The sequence below is a fragment of the Variovorax pasteuri genome, from assembly GCF_051216435.1.
Lineage (GTDB): Bacteria > Pseudomonadota > Gammaproteobacteria > Burkholderiales > Burkholderiaceae_C > Variovorax.
Window position 1 is genome coordinate 114,661 of sequence record NZ_JBPJZS010000007.1, and the last position, 13,244, is coordinate 127,904.

Here is a 13,244-nt window from a genome sequence, read left to right on the forward strand (position 1 = left end):
CACTGTCCCGCCAAACTGTGCCTTCCGCCAGCGGTACAGCCGGCCTAAATTGCCGTCTCCCGAACTCACCTCCTGAAGAGACACGCAACGATGGTCGCCGACTCCCGCATTCCCAACTTCCGCGCACTCACCCCCGCGCAGCGCTTCGAACACATCGCGCGCGCCGCATCGCTGACCGACGAGGAGGTGGCGCTGCTGGCCGCGCCCGGCGCGCTGGGCGTGGAGCGCGCCAACGGCATGGTCGAGAACGTGATCGGCACCTTCGAGCTGCCGCTGGGCGTGGCCGGCAACTTCCTGGTGAACGGGCGCGAGTACCTGGTGCCGATGGCGGTGGAAGAGCCCTCGGTGGTGGCGGCCGCCTCGTTCATGGCCAAGCTGGCGCGCGAAGGCGGCGGCTTCGAGACCTCGAGCACCGGCCCGCTGATGCGCGCGCAGGTGCAGGTGATCGGCCTGGGCGATCCGTACGGCGCTCGGCTTGCGCTGCTGCGCGCGCGCGACGAGATCCTGGCCGTGGCGAACAGCCGCGACAAGGTGCTGATCGGCCTGGGCGGCGGCTGCCGCGACATCGAGGTGCATGTGTTCGACAGCACGCCGCGCGGCCCGATGGTGGTGATGCACCTGATCGTGGACGTGCGCGACGCGATGGGCGCGAACACCGTCAACACCATGGCCGAGGCGGTGTCGCCGCTGGTCGAGAAGCTCACCGGCGGCACGGTGCGCCTGCGCATCCTGTCGAACCTGGCGGACCTGAGGCTGGCGCGCGCCCGCGTGCGGCTGGCGCCCGAGGCGCTCGAGACCAAGGAGCGCAGCGGAGAGGAAGTGGTGGAAGGCGTGCTCGATGCGTACACCTTCGCCGCGGTCGACCCCTACCGCGCGGCCACGCACAACAAAGGCATCATGAACGGCGTCGACCCGGTGATCGTCGCCACGGGCAACGACTGGCGCGCGGTGGAAGCCGGCGCGCATGCCTACGCCTGCCGCACCGGCCGCTACACCTCGCTCACCACCTGGGAGAAGGACCGCACGGGCGCGCTGGTCGGCACCATCGAGATGCCGATGCCGGTGGGCCTGGTGGGCGGTGCCACCAAGACGCACCCGCTCGCGCGGCTGGCGCTGAAGATCCTCGGCGTGGCGTCGGCGCAGGAGCTGGGCGAAGTGGCGGTCGCCGTGGGCCTGGCGCAGAACCTGGGCGCCTTGCGCGCGCTCGCCACCGAAGGCATCCAGCGCGGCCACATGGCCCTGCACGCACGCAACATCGCGCTGGTGGCGGGCGCCACGGGCGACGAGGTCGACAGCATCGCCAGGCAGATGGCCGCGGAGCACGACGTGCGCACCGACCGCGCAGTGGCGCTGCTCGACGCGCTGCGCAAGAAATAAGCAACGGCGGGAGCGTCCCGCACCACGGACCGCGGCCGATACCGCGGCGGCCGCGCAGGCGGCCGTCACACAACCAAAGACGGAGACACACGAACATGAACGCAGACAGTGCAACGCCCGCCCGCTGGCGGCTGGTGGAGATATGGGGCGACACCGCCGACCTGGGCCACCTCGCGTGGGCCATCGTCATCGGCGTCGCGGTGAGCCTCACGGGCTACCTCGTGGCCAGCCGCGTGCTCGCGAGCCTGGTGAGCACGCCCGAACTGGCGCGCGCCTACGCCATGCTGGCGGGGCTCGGCGGCTGCGTGGTCTCGGGCATGATCTGCGCGAAGCTCTTCGCGCCCAAGCGCGAGGTGGTGGAAGGCGCCGCGGCCGATCTGCGCTGGCGCGAGGACGTGCTGGCCGAACTGGCCGGCGAACACGGCGACCTGGGCTCGGTGGACGACCTGCCGCCCCCGGTGGTGCGCGAGATGAAGGAGCTCGAGATCTACGAGCTGTTCGCGTCGTACAAGCCCCGCGCCAAGGGTGTCGAAGGAGCCGCAACGTGATCGACGCCGCACTGCTCAACCAGATCCTCGTGGCCACCGGCATGGGGCTCGTCGGCGCCGTGGTGTTCGCCGCCATCGGCCTCGTGTCGGGCACCGACGAAACCACCACGCTCGCACCGCTCACGCTGCTGGTGGTGCTGCTCGGCGTACCGCCCGAGGGCGTGTTCACCTTCTTCCTGGCGGCGGCCGTCGCCAAGCACATGACGCATGCGGTGCCCACCGCGCTGCTGGGCATTCCGGGCGACACCATGGCCACGCCGCTGCTGCAGGACGCCAACGTGCTGCGCAACCTGGGCGTGCCGCACATCGCGCTGCGCAAGATGGTGTCGGGCGCGATCATCGCGGCCTTCCTCGCGGTGCCGCTGGCCGTGCTGTTCGCGGTGCTGCTGGCGCCCTACGGCGCGGCCATCACCAAGGCGGCGCCGTGGATCTTCGTGGTGGCGGCCGTGGCCATTGCCTGGTTCTCCAGCGGGCGCTGGGCCAGCGTGGCCACGCTGGTGCCGTTCGTGATGGTGATCGTGGCGCTGCAGGCGCTCACCGGCAAGTACGGGGTGAAGCTCAGCATCAGCTACTTTTTGGGCATTGCCATCGGGCCGCTGGTGGCCGACCTGTTCTCGGTGATCTCGCCGGCCGCGCGTGCGCGCATGAAGCGCGACACGGTGCGCACCTTTTCGCTGGCGCCCGACGTCAAGGGCTGGTCGGGCTACTTCCCCAACCCGTTCAAGGTGCTCGACCGCACCCAGGTGAAGTGGACCTTTGCCACGGCGGCCATCTCCAGTGCGACCTTCGTCTTCAGCCCGGTCGCGATGACGGTGGTGCTGGGCGAACTGGTGGGCTCGCGCATCAAGCATGCGTACCACCGGCTCACCACCACGCTGGCCGCGCGCAACGGCGTGACCGAGGCGACCTACATCGCCGAGGCACTGATCCCGCTGATCGCCATCGGCCTGCCGCTGAGCCCGGTGGCGGCCGGCCCGGCCGCGCCGCTGTTCAATGCGCCGCCGGTCTACACCATCGACGCGGCCACGGGCCAGACGCACAACCTGCACAACCTGCTCAGCCACTGGGAGTTCCTGGGCTACGGCATGCTGGCGGTGGTGCTCGCGGCGCTGGTGGCCTACCCGTTCACCATGAACTTCGCGCGCCGCGCGGCGCTGTTCGTGTCGCGCAAGGTGAGCCACGAGGCGATCATCGCGACCTTCGTCGGGCTGATCGTGGTCATCAGCGTGTGGGAGGGCCAGCTGCTCGGGCTGCTGGTGATCCTGACGATGGGGCTGCTGGGCGGCTTGCTGTCGCGCGCCATCGGGTTCAACACCGGCGTGCAGTTCATGGGCTACTACACGGCGGTGCTGACGGTGCCGGCAGTGATCAAGGCGTTCGGCTAGGGCCTGGCGGAACGGGGCGCAGGCTTCGCCGCGGGTTTGGCGGCCGGCTTCTTGTCCCCGCCGAACATCTTCTCCACCTGCTGCCCCACCCGGGCCCCGATGGCCGTGCCCACGCCCGGCAGCACCGCGCTGCCGATGGCCGCGCCGGTGAGCGCGGCGCCGGTCAGCGACAGCTCGGGGTCGCTCATGGTGCCGCCGATCTTCAGCGGCACGCCGACCACGCCGTCGACCAGGTCGACCGCGATCTCGCCGTCGAGCTTGCGGTTGAACATCTTGAGGTTGCCGCTGGCCGTGAGCACGCCCGAGCGGGCCTTCAGGTTGGTGTACTGCATCACCACGCCGTCTTCGGTGCCCTGGGTGTCGAGCGTGCCGGTGAGCTGGTCGAGCGGGGTGCGCCCGCCCCGGCTGATGCCGGCGGTGCTCACGGCCTTGGCCACGTCCAGCTTGGTGAGGGTGGCGGGCTGCACGGTGAAGGTGGTGCGGGTGTGCAGGCTGCGCATCAGCGCGCCCAGGTCCTGCGCCGTGTCTGCCTCGGCCGTCAGCGTGGTTTGGCCGGAAACCTTGCCGGCCAGCGAGGTGCGGCGGTCGAAGGCCTGCACCAGGCTTTCGATGTCGATCTGGCGCGGCTCCAGTTCGGCCGACACGCGCAACTTGCCGCTGGGCAGCGTCTCCAGCCAGGTCACGCCGTTCCACGTGCCGCCGCCTGCGTCGATGCGGGTGCGCCAGCGGTCCTGGCCGGATTCGCGGTCCAGCCGCAGGCGCGCGGGCGGCGTCAGGCCGGCGCGCTCGAGGCGGGCCTCGCGCGGACGCCATTGCGCATCGAAGCTGACCTCGCCGTCGTAGGCCAGCGCGATGTCGCGCCGGTCGATCCAGACCACGTCGCGCCAGCGCACCTGCTCCACCGGAACGGCGGCCAGCGTCCAGGGCGCGGGCAGCGCGATGGCGCCGGCGCCCTCCTGCGGCTTGGGGCCCAAGCCGCGAAACGCCCGCACCGAGGCACGCGGCAGCACCAGGCTTTCGACGTCGATTTCGTCCAGCGCAACGACGCGGTGCAGCAGCGGCGCCAGCTGCACCTGCATGCTGGCGCGCTTCAGGGTGATGGGGCGGGGCTGGTCGGTGGCCACGTCGGTCAGCACCAGCATGGGCGTGGGCAGCAGCGCCCAGTGGGCGGCGCCGACCTTCAGCGCCACGCCGAAGCGCTTTTCGAAGCCCGCGGAAATCATTGCGGCCACCTCGTCGTCGGTGGGCAGCCTGGCGCTCACCACCAGCACCAGCGTGCCTGCCCCCAGCACCAGAACGGCGGCAATGCCGAGGAGCCAACGACGGACGGGGTGCTTCATCGGGCCAAGGTAACACGCAAAGGCGACTGCGCCTGTCAGCCGCCGTCGCTATAGTTTTGCCACCCCTACAGGCACCAAGCACGAAAGAACCGAATGCGTATCTGGCAAAAAGAAATCTCCGTCGAGGCGCTCACCCGCAACCACGTCGGCACCGCCGTCTCCACGCTGGGCATGGAATTCCTGGAGGTGGGCGACGACTTCATCCGCGCCCGCTGCCCGGTCGACGAGCGCACCCGCCAGCCCTACGGCATCCTGCACGGCGGCGTGTCGGTGGTGCTGGCCGAGACGCTGGGCTCCTGCGGCGCGCACTACTCGGCCCCCGAAGGCGACCGCGCCGTGGGCCTGGACATCAACGCCAACCACATCCGCTCGGTGACCAGCGGCTGGGTCATCGGCACCGCGCGGCCGGTGCACCGCGGGCGCAGCACGCAGGTCTGGCAGATCGACCTGACGAACGAGGCAGGCGAGCTGACCTGCGTGTCGCGCATCACGATGGCGGTGCTGCAGCCGCGCTGAGCGGGCGTCGACACGCGCCGGCCTGCCAGGGCCGGCACGCCGCTTTCTCCGATGTGCAGGGTGCGTGCCGGATGTTCAGCCCCCGTTTCCTCGCCCACAATCACGCCCCGGGCAAGCCAGGGCGTCCTGGCCGCCGGGCACACACAACCAACAAGAGGAGATAAGCAATGTTCAACTGGACAGAACGACCCGCGTCCGCGCTGGCCAACGGCGCGGTCATCGGGCCCGACGAGCGGCTGCCCTGGCTGCAGACCGGCGCCATGGGCGTGCAGCACGTCATCGCCATGTTCGGCGCCACGGTGCTGGCGCCGATCCTGATGGGCTTCAGCCCCAACATCGCCATCCTGATGAGCGGCATCGGCACGCTCATCTTCTACTTCGTGACCGGCGGCAAGGTGCCCAGCTACCTGGGCTCGAGCTTCGCCTTCATCGGCGTGGTGATCGCGGCCAGCGGCTACGCGGGCAAGGGGCCCAACGCCAACATCGCGGTGGCGCTGGGGGGCATCGTGGCCTGCGGGGTGGTCTACATCCTGATCGGCGCGCTGGTGCAGGCCATCGGCACCGGCTGGATCGAGCGCTTCATGCCGCCCGTGGTCACGGGCGCGGTGGTGGCCGTGATCGGGCTCAACCTGGCGAGCGTGCCGATCAAGAACATGGCGGCCAGCAACTTCGATTCGTGGATGCAGGCCGTGACCTTCCTGTGCGTGGGCCTGGTGGCGGTGTTCGCGCGCGGCATGCTGCAGCGCCTGCTGATCCTGATCGGGCTGATTCTGGCCACGGTGGTCTACGCGGTGCTGACCAACGGCCTGGGGCTGGGCAAGCCGGTGGACCTGAGCGGCATCGCCAACGCGGCCTGGTTCGGCCTGCCGACCTTCACCGCGCCGGTGTTCACGGCCAACGCCATGCTGCTGATCGCCCCGGTGGCGATCATCCTGGTGGCGGAAAACCTGGGCCACCTGAAGGCAGTGACGGCCATGACCGGGCGCAACCTGGACGCCTACATGGGCCGCGCCTTCATCGGCGACGGCATCGCCACGGTGGTGAGCGGCGCCGCCGGCGGCACGGGCGTGACCACCTACGCCGAGAACATCGGCGTGATGGCGGCCACGCGCATCTACTCGACGGCGGTGTTCGTGGTGGCGGCCGTGATTGCGCTGGTGCTGGGCTTCAGCCCCAAGTTCGGCGCGCTGATCCAGGCCATTCCGCTGCCGGTGATGGGCGGCGTGAGCATCGTGGTGTTCGGCCTGATCGCCATCGCGGGCGCCAAGATCTGGGTCGACAACAAGGTGGACTTCTCGCAGAACAAGAACCTGATCGTGGCGGCCATCACGCTGATCATCGGCACGGGCGATTTCACGCTGAAGTTCGGCGACTTCGCGCTCGGCGGCATCGGTACCGCCACCTTCGGCGCGATCATTCTCTACGCCCTGCTGGGGCGCTCGAAGAACTGACGCGGCCCACCCCGGAAAAGTGCAACCTCATGAAAGAAGTGTTGTCCGGGGTGCTCCAGGCGGGGACGGGTCGCCGGGGTTTGGCCCGCGCCCGTTAGACTCCAACGCTTTTCGCACCGACGTTTTCCAATGGCCGATGTCTCCGCCGCGCGCACCAAGGCGGTTTTCGAATTCAAGAGCGCCACGCTGCCGCTGATCGCAGTGATCCTGAAGACGTCCGACCTGGACGTGCTGGCCGAGGCGCTCGACGCACAGCTGGCGGATTCGCCCGATTTCTTCGAGCAGGAGCCGGTGGTCATCGATCTTTCCCTGCTGCAGGACGCACAGGGCGAGGGCCAGGCCGCCGCCGACATCGACTTTGCCGCGCTGCGCAGCCTGCTGGCGCGCCACCAGACCCAGCCCATCGCGGTGCGCGGCGGCAACGCCGGGCAGAACGCCGCGGCGCGCGCCGCCGGCCTCTCGGTGGCCGCCATGCCCGCGGCCCCGGCGCCGCGTGCCCCTGCGCCGCCGGCCGAAGCCCCGGTGTCGGAAGCCCCGCAGATCGTGCGCGAGGTGCCGGTGCCGGCCAACGGCACGCTGCTGATCGACAAGCCGCTGCGCTCGGGCCAGCAGATCTACGCCCGCGGCGGCGACGTGGTGGTGACGGCCGTGGTGAGCTTCGGCGCCGAGGTCATCGCCGACGGCAACGTGCACGTGTACGCGCCGTTGCGCGGCAAGGCCATTGCCGGCGCGCGGGGCAACACCGAGGCGCGGATCTTCTCGACCTGCATGGAAGCGCAGCTGGTGGCCATCGCCGGCATCTACCGGACCAACGAAGTGCCGCTGCCCGACAACGTGCTGGGAAAATCGGCCCAGGTGCGCCTGGACGGAAAAAAACTAGCGATCGACCCGATTCCCTGAGCCCCCTCACGGACCGCGGCGACCCTGACAACCAACAACTGAATCGAAACAAGAAGGAATGGCCATGGCCAAAATTGTGGTGGTGACTTCGGGCAAGGGCGGCGTCGGCAAGACGACCACGAGCGCCAGCTTCGCCTCGGGCCTGGCGCTCGCGGGCAAGAAGACGGCCGTGATCGACTTCGACGTGGGCCTGCGCAACCTGGACCTGATCATGGGCTGCGAACGCCGCGTGGTGTACGACCTGATCAACGTCATCCAGGGCGAGGCCAACCTGAGCCAGGCGCTCATCAAGGACAAGCAGTGCGACAACCTGTTCGTGCTGGCCGCCTCGCAGACGCGCGACAAGGAAGCGCTGACGCAAGAGGGCGTGGAGAAGATCCTCACCGACCTGGCCGCGATGGACTTCGAATACATCATCTGCGACTCGCCCGCGGGCATCGAGACCGGCGCCATGATGGCGATGTACTTCGCCGACGAAGCGCTGGTGGTGACCAACCCCGAGGTGTCCTCGGTGCGCGACTCGGACCGCATCCTGGGCATGCTCAGCAGCAAGACCAAGCGCGCCAAGGACGGCGGCGACCCCATCAAGGAGCACCTGCTCATCACCCGCTACAACCCGAACCGGGTGGCGGGCGGGCAGATGCTGTCGCTGGAAGACATCCAGGACATCCTGCGCATCAAGCTGATCGGCGTGATCCCCGAGTCGGAGAGCGTGCTGCACGCCTCCAACCAGGGCGTGCCGGCCATCCACGACAAGGAAACCGACGTGGCCCAGGCCTACACCGACGTGGTGGCGCGCTTTTTGGGGGAAGACAGGCCGATGCGCTTCGTCGACGCCGAGAAGCCGGGCTTCTTCAAGCGGATTTTCGGAGGCAAGTAGGCCATGTCCTTTCTCTCGTTCCTGCTGGGCGAAAAGAAGAAGACTGCCAGTGTCGCGAAGGAGCGGCTGCAGATCATCCTCGCGCACGAGCGGTCCAGCCTCAGCGGCAAGAAGCGGCCCGACTATCTGCCCGAACTCCAGCGCGAGCTGGTGGCGGTGATTTCCAAGTACGTGTCGATCAACCCGAGCGACATCAAGGTGCACCTGGAGACCCAGGACAACCTCGAAGTGCTCGACATCAAGATCGAGCTGCCCGACCCGACGCCTGCGCCCGCGCGCTGAGCGGGCCCACAGGGCCGGACCGGCACCGCCGGCGGCCTCAGTCCCCCGGAGCGGCCTCGGGCAGCGCCTGCAGGCGCTGCGCCCATTCGGCCGCCTTGTGCGCGTCGAACAGCGGGCTCTCGCGGTCGCCGTAGAGCACCTGCGCCAGGTCTTCGACACAGGCGCGCTGGCTTTCCAGGTTCTGCTCGCAATCGCCGAGCGCGGCGCCGGCCAGCAGCCAGCGTTCGGCTTCGGTGGCGTCTGGCGGCGCGCCATGCCCGTGAAAGCGCAGCATGCCCAGCTCGTAGCACCCCCAGCCCTGCAGGCGGCTGTCGTCGTCTTCGGCCAGCTTCTGGAACGCATAGGCCGCCTCGGCGTAGAGCACCTTCGCCTGCGCCGCATCGGCTGCCTCGTCGCCATCTTTCTCGCCCGCTTCCACGGCCTGCCTGCACAGCGTGACGCCGAGCTGCAGCGTGCCGTCGTGGTCGCCGGCTTCGTCGCTGCGGCGGAAGTAGCCTGCGGCGCGCGCCAGGTCGGGCGCTACCTGCTCGCCGGCCCGCAACGCCAGCCCCAGGTTGAACAGCGCCATGGGGTTGTCGCGTTCGGCGGCCGCCTCGTAGTGCCGCACGCCGGCCTCGGGGTCGCGTTCGCCGCCCAGCCCTTCGAAGAGCATGTAGCCCAGCTGGGCCCGGGTTTCCGCGTCGTCGGCGCCGCCGTGCGCAACGGCATGGGCGAGCCAGGCGCGCGCGCCGGCCAGGTCGGCGCCCCTGCCAGCCGCGTCCGCGCGCAGCATCAGCGCGAGCTCGCGCATGGCTTCGGGCAAGCCGCCCGGTGACGCGCTGGCAGGCGCATCGCCCGGCGCGCGCACGCCGGCGGCGCGCGCCATCCATTGCAGGGCCTGCGCTGCGTCGGCCGGAACGCCCTCGCCGTCGCGCAGATGGCAGGCCAGCTCGTAGGCCGCCCGCAGGTCGCCCGCCGCATGGCGCGCGGCCATGTGCGCGGCGTGGTCCTGCTCGCGGCCGTCGGCATGCAGCCAGACGTACACGTCGCGGTCGTTGCGCGCGGCCTTCACCGGCTCGCCGGCGCTCCAGCGCTTGCGCAGTTCGGAGCGGACCAGCACGGCGTACCAGCCCTCGCTGACGGAGACCGGCGACGCGATCCAGGGGTAGGCCTGCGGATGCAGCGTGGACCCGTCGGCGCGCAGCACGCCCACGGCCAGCTGTCCCTTGGCGGTCTTGTCGGTCTTTTCAGCGCGCGGCAGCGGGTCGGCCACCAGCCAGCCGATGTCCTGCGTGCCCCACGTGAGCGGCTGCACCGTGCGGTGCCTGCAGGGCACCAGCTCGCGGCCGGCGCCGATGTCGTAGATGCCGCGCAGCCACGGCGCGTTCTTCGCCGTGCGGCCGCCCTTGGACGCCACGCGCACCAGGTCGCGCTGCACCATCGCGTGGGCGCGCTCCTCGCCGGTCAGCGGCTCCAGCGATTCGAACAGGCCGTAGTCGAAGGGCACCAGCACCCGGCCCCGCGCGTCGATCAGCCCGCACCGGCCGGCTTCGCGCTGCACGGCGAAGCGCTTCGGCCGGGCCACGGGCGCATGGTCCGGCGCCGCGTCGGCGGCCTGCAGCATCTCGACGGGATATTCCTCGAGCAACTCCAGCACCTCGTACACCGGCTCGACCGCCACGCGGCCCTGCGTGTCGATGAGCCCGGTCCTGCCGCCGCGCGTGGCTTCGAAGGCGTCCCAGTCGTGGTGCCACTCGAGGGTGTCGAAACCCGGCGGCACGGCCCATGCGCCGTCGGTGCGCACCAGGCCCCAGCCGGCGTCGGTGTGCGCGGGTGCGAGGCCGCAGGGCGCGAAGTCTTCGGCCTCGTCGAATTGCGGCGCAACGGCCCACCGGCCCTGCGCATCGACATAGCCCTGGCGCTCGCCCACGCGGGCGCGCGCCATGCCGCCGGCAAAGCTCCAGATCTCGTCGACCGAGGGCGCCATGAGCCAGCTGCCGTCCGGGCGCAGCAGGCCGATGTGGTCGCCCACCAGCACGGTGGCGATGTCGTCCTCGAAGTCCCATGCCTCGTCGAGCTGCGGTTCGAGCAGCACGCGCGGCGCATCGGTGTGCGCAAGCAGCAACCCGGTGTGCTCGCCGCGCGACACCCACAGCAGGCGTGCGTCGCTCGCGCCGCTGGTGCGGATGTCGTCCCACGCGGGCTCGGCCACGGTGCGCCGATCGCCGTCTTGCGAGAAGCGCACGCCCCACAGGCCGTCGGCCTCGAAGCGCCAGAGCGGGCCGCCCAGGTGGTTGTCCCAGTCGCGGTCTTCTCCGGCTTCCCCGTCCTCCTCGTCGCCGCCGTCGCCTTCATTCGCCAGGAAGTCTTCGAAGCGCTCGTCGCGCGGCGGCTCGTAGCCGTTGAAGTACGGATGCGACACACCGCCCAGGCCGAACTGCCAGGCCCAGCCCTCCCAGTCCGAGAAGCGCTTGATGCCGAGTTCGGCGTCGAAGCCCGGGTGGTTGCCGCTGTCGATGCAACGCTGCACGCGCGCCCACCGCGCATTGCATTCGTTGCGGCTGCGCTCGATGAAGCCGTCCTGCTGCGCATCGCCGTCCATCCACGACAGTTCGTCCAGGTCGGCGGACAGGCACGCCCGGGTGCCTTCGGGCGCCTCGTCGATCAGCGCGGCCAGGTGCAGCGCCAGCGCCTCGAACTGCAGCGCGACCTGCGGCAGCGTGTGCAGCATCGGATGCTGCCCCACGAAGGCCTGCATGCGCCGCACGCGGCCCAGCGCGGCGTGCGCGTCGCTGGCGAGGTTGCGGGTGCCGGCATCGCCGAAGACGCGCTGGTGGTCGATGGCCGCGCCCGCCGCGCCGTCCGCCAGCAGGATCTGCCAGAGCACGGGAAAGTTGTTGTTGGCCGCGCCGAATTCGGTGGAGGCGGCCTCTTCGTCATCGGCTGCGGTGCGGTGTTCGAGATAGAGCCAGGAGCGATTACCCATGTGCGGTCGGTGCGTGTGTGGTCCTGGCGAAGGCCAGGGTTGGCGGGCAGTTTAGGGGTGCGGCACGAGGCGCCGAGCGACCCGCGCACTCACCCCCCACGCCCTCCTCGAAGCGGCGGCAAACGCCTTAAAGATGTTTTGCTCATGTGGAACCAACAAACGCATCGTTCCCCGAATAAGCACTTCTGCCGAGAATCGCCCCTCGGCTCCAACCGGGGCCCCGACTTTCCTGACTCCTCCGCGGCAGATGAACTTCCAACAACTGCGCTCGGTACGCGAGGCCGTTCGTTGCGGCTTCAACCTGACCGAAGTCGCCCACACCCTTCACACCTCGCAGCCCGGCGTGAGCCGGCAGATCCGCGAGCTCGAGGAAGAGCTCGGCATCGAGCTCTTCGTGCGCGCCGGCAAGCGGCTCACCGGGCTCACCGAGCCCGGCGGCCACGTGCTGCCGATCATCGAACGCATGCTCATGGAGAGCAGCAACCTCAAGCACGCGGGCCAGGAGTTCGTGGCGCAGCAAAGCGGCCTGCTCTCGGTGGCGGCCACGCATTCGCAGGCGCGCTACGCCATGCCGGTGGCGGTGCAGGAATTCCGCACCCAGTTCCCGAACGTGAAGCTGCACCTGCACCAGGGTTCGCCCAAGCAGATCGCGCAGATGCTGCTCGACGGCGAGGCCGACGTGGGCATCGCCACCGAGGCGCTGGGCGACTACCCGCAGCTGGTCGCCCTGCCCTGCTACCGCTGGACGCATTCGGTGATCGTGCCGCCGGGCCATCCGCTGCTGGACGCGCCGCTCACGCTCGACGCGCTCACGCGCTATCCGCTCATCACCTACGACACCGGCTTCACCGGCCGCTCGCGCATCGACGAGGCCTTCGAGCAGCGCGGGCTGCAGCCCAACATCGTGCTGGCCGCCATGGACGCCGACGTGATCAAGACCTACGTGCAACTGGGCCTGGGCGTGGGCATCGTCGCCGGCGTGGCCTACGAAGCCGAGCGCGACACGCAGCTGCGCGCGCTCGACGCGGGGCGCCTGTTCGGCATCAACCTCACCAAGCTGGCGGTGCGCCGGGGCACCTACCTGCGCAAGTACGTCTACGCCTTCATCGAGTCGTTCGCGCCGACGCTGACGCGTGCCGTCGTGGAAAAGGCGCTGGGCGACGAGGCCAAGGCCTCGCACTACGAAATCTAGAGCCTGTCCAGCGCCAGTTGCGGGGTGTGTACTGCGGACGACAGAAAGGTTAAAAAAGAAGAATGCGGCTTCACACAGGGGGCGTACATTCGGGTTAATTCCCTGGCTTCCTGGAAACGGATCAGCAATGGCATCGACCCCGCAGCAGCAGCAACAGCAAACCAGGGCCGCCCTCAAGGCGGCCGATGCAGCAGAGCGCCGCGAGCGGTTGAGACGGGCCCTGCCCGCCACGGTGGAGCTGCTGCAGAGCCGACAGGCCGACCGCATCGACGACGCCGACATCGACGCGTACGTGGGCCTCAACTGGCTCGAATGGCACGGCGGCGGCTTGCGCCTGACCATCACCGGGCGCAACGTCTGCGCCCAGTCCGCACCCACCGCATTGGTCTGAAAAAAACGCCGCAAGCC

General features: G+C 69.7%; 12 protein-coding genes. 10 read left to right on the plus strand and 2 right to left on the minus strand.

Annotated features, from left to right (window positions below; all coding sequences use genetic code 11):
• The first annotated feature begins 48 nt into the window (after positions 1 to 48).
• The 3 genes from ACSFBM_RS23675 to ACSFBM_RS23685 all read left to right on the plus strand — a co-directional run bounded on the left by ACSFBM_RS23675 (position 49) and on the right by ACSFBM_RS23685 (position 3,310).
• On the plus strand, positions 49 to 1,377 hold the full coding sequence (locus ACSFBM_RS23675) for a hydroxymethylglutaryl-CoA reductase, degradative (RefSeq protein WP_435486787.1): 1,329 nt from the start codon (positions 49 to 51) through the stop codon (positions 1,375 to 1,377).
• Between the two features lie 95 nt (positions 1,378 to 1,472).
• The gene (locus ACSFBM_RS23680) at positions 1,473 to 1,925 is read left to right on the plus strand and encodes a hypothetical protein (RefSeq protein ID WP_435486564.1); all 453 of its coding nucleotides are present in this window, start codon (positions 1,473 to 1,475) and stop codon (positions 1,923 to 1,925) included.
• A complete protein-coding gene (locus ACSFBM_RS23685) occupies positions 1,922 to 3,310 on the plus strand; it encodes a tripartite tricarboxylate transporter permease (protein ID WP_435486565.1) in 1,389 nt (462 codons plus the stop codon). Before ACSFBM_RS23680 ends, ACSFBM_RS23685 begins: the two co-directional genes overlap by 4 nt.
• On the opposite strand, the gene ACSFBM_RS23690 is transcribed toward ACSFBM_RS23685, so the two are convergent.
• Positions 3,307 to 4,650, minus strand: coding sequence for a hypothetical protein (locus ACSFBM_RS23690; RefSeq protein ID WP_435486566.1), 1,344 nt, complete (start codon positions 4,648 to 4,650; stop codon positions 3,307 to 3,309). The two genes, ACSFBM_RS23685 and ACSFBM_RS23690, sit on opposite strands and share 4 nt — an antisense overlap.
• Positions 4,651 to 4,743: 93 nt before the next feature.
• On the opposite strand from ACSFBM_RS23690, the gene ACSFBM_RS23695 reads away from it, so the two are divergent.
• The 5 genes from ACSFBM_RS23695 (at position 4,744) to minE (ending at position 8,679) form a co-directional block, all read left to right on the plus strand.
• Positions 4,744 to 5,166, plus strand: coding sequence for a hotdog fold thioesterase (locus tag ACSFBM_RS23695; protein ID WP_435439875.1), 423 nt, complete (start codon positions 4,744 to 4,746; stop codon positions 5,164 to 5,166).
• Between the two features lie 167 nt (positions 5,167 to 5,333).
• Entirely contained in the window at positions 5,334 to 6,617 is a 1,284-nt protein-coding gene (locus tag ACSFBM_RS23700) for a solute carrier family 23 protein (RefSeq protein WP_435486567.1), read from the plus strand.
• A gap of 129 nt (positions 6,618 to 6,746) precedes the next feature.
• Complete coding sequence (gene minC / locus ACSFBM_RS23705; protein WP_435486568.1) at positions 6,747 to 7,517, plus strand: septum site-determining protein MinC; 771 nt, start codon at positions 6,747 to 6,749, stop codon at positions 7,515 to 7,517.
• Between the two features lie 64 nt (positions 7,518 to 7,581).
• Positions 7,582 to 8,397: a septum site-determining protein MinD gene (gene minD / locus ACSFBM_RS23710; RefSeq protein ID WP_435486569.1), complete on the plus strand. Its 816-nt coding sequence runs from the start codon at positions 7,582 to 7,584 to the stop codon at positions 8,395 to 8,397.
• Positions 8,398 to 8,400: 3 nt separating this feature from the next.
• Entirely contained in the window at positions 8,401 to 8,679 is a 279-nt protein-coding gene (gene minE / locus ACSFBM_RS23715; protein WP_435439871.1) for a cell division topological specificity factor MinE, read from the plus strand.
• Positions 8,680 to 8,716: 37 nt separating this feature from the next.
• Here the strand turns inward: minE and ACSFBM_RS23720 are convergent, their stop codons facing one another.
• Positions 8,717 to 11,644: an SEL1-like repeat protein gene (locus ACSFBM_RS23720; protein ID WP_435486570.1), complete on the minus strand. Its 2,928-nt coding sequence runs from the start codon at positions 11,642 to 11,644 to the stop codon at positions 8,717 to 8,719.
• A 247-nt stretch (positions 11,645 to 11,891) separates the two neighbouring features.
• Here ACSFBM_RS23720 and ACSFBM_RS23725 point away from each other — a divergent pair, with 247 nt between their 5' ends.
• Together ACSFBM_RS23725 and ACSFBM_RS23730 are read left to right on the plus strand one after the other, a co-directional pair.
• The gene (locus ACSFBM_RS23725; protein ID WP_435439869.1) at positions 11,892 to 12,836 is read left to right on the plus strand and encodes a CysB family HTH-type transcriptional regulator; all 945 of its coding nucleotides are present in this window, start codon (positions 11,892 to 11,894) and stop codon (positions 12,834 to 12,836) included.
• Between the two features lie 127 nt (positions 12,837 to 12,963).
• Positions 12,964 to 13,227, plus strand: coding sequence for a hypothetical protein (locus tag ACSFBM_RS23730; protein ID WP_435439868.1), 264 nt, complete (start codon positions 12,964 to 12,966; stop codon positions 13,225 to 13,227).
• The last annotated feature ends 17 nt before the right edge of the window (positions 13,228 to 13,244 follow it).